At 59.7% G+C, this 1,161-nt stretch carries 1 pseudogene; it reads left to right on the top strand.

The window, feature by feature from the left end:
• Window positions 1-196: 196 nt before the first annotated feature.
• A pseudogene (locus tag AC6I6H_RS22440) lies at window positions 197-1,161 on the top strand (hypothetical protein); the annotation flags it as partial.

Raw genomic sequence — 1,161 nt, 5'->3', positions numbered from 1 at the left:
TATCTGTCTTGCACTAGAGGGTGTCCACTTTTTATACTAGCTGCATTTTGCACCTCTTGTTCCATCTTGCGTGTCGGAGATCCTGGAAGCTGGGAATTCGGGTCACCGTCCACTCGCTTATTGACGATCATGGCCTTGCCGTTCAACCGGATGATTTTGCGGCAGCGGGGCAAACTGGGAACGGGAGGAATTTGCCATGACCATTAAACCGTTATCCGCCGGTTTCGCAGCCTGCCTGCTTCTTTTCGGGGGGACGCACACGAGCGCCGCCGCTTCGGCTGCCGCATCACCGGCTATCCATACGCTCACTTCGTTTATCAGGTCCGGACTGACGCTTGATTCGGCGCCGTCCTCCGTATCTGCGGCGGTTGATTGGAAGCTTACCGGGCGGAAGCTTACCGGCTCACCGGCCGGAAACCCGTCGGTTGACCGACCGTTTCTGGGCGAGGCGGAATTGATCGGTGCGGAGAAAACGAACCAGGGCGCGGAGTTCCGCGTCAACCTGCACCTCCGGTCGGCTGGTCCGCCGTACCAGCTTGATTTGGTGGAGGCGGAGGTGCGATACGACCGCAGGCGGTTGCAATTCGTGCGCGCCACACGGCTTGCCAAACCGGCTCTGGTCGAGCCCGGCCGGCTGAATCTCAAGCTGACCGGCGGACGATTCGACGGCTCGGCGGAAAAAAATGAATACCGGACGAGCCGGATGAGCGAGCTGACCTTCCGCGCCCTGACACCGGGAGAGGGAGCGATTTCGCTGGACGGTCTCGATCTGTACGTGCGCGGGCAAAAGCTGCGCAAAGAGCGTCTGCTTACCAAAGGCGAACGTATTACCGTGTACCCCACTGGCGATCAGGGGGCGAAAACGGTGAAAGTAGAGAAGGCGAAGGACGGAACGAAGGGCGGCGCGCAGAAGCCAAAGGCGAACGAAGGGGCTGCCGGGCCTACGCAGAAGCCAAAGGCGAACGAAGGGGCTGCTGGGCTCAAGCAAAATCCAAGTGTAAACGAAGGGGCTGCTGGGCTCAAGCAAAAGCCAAGTGTAAACGAAGGGGCTGCCGGGCCTACGCAAAAGCCAAATGTAAACGAAGGGGCAACCGGGTCCAAGCAAAAGCCAAACCTGAACGAAGGGGCTGCCGGGCCTACGCAGAAGCCAAAGGCGAACGA

Source organism: Gorillibacterium sp. sgz306347, from assembly GCF_059735245.1.
The sequence above is the reverse complement of the archived record's forward strand: the minus strand, read 5'-3'. Positions and strand labels throughout refer to the sequence as shown.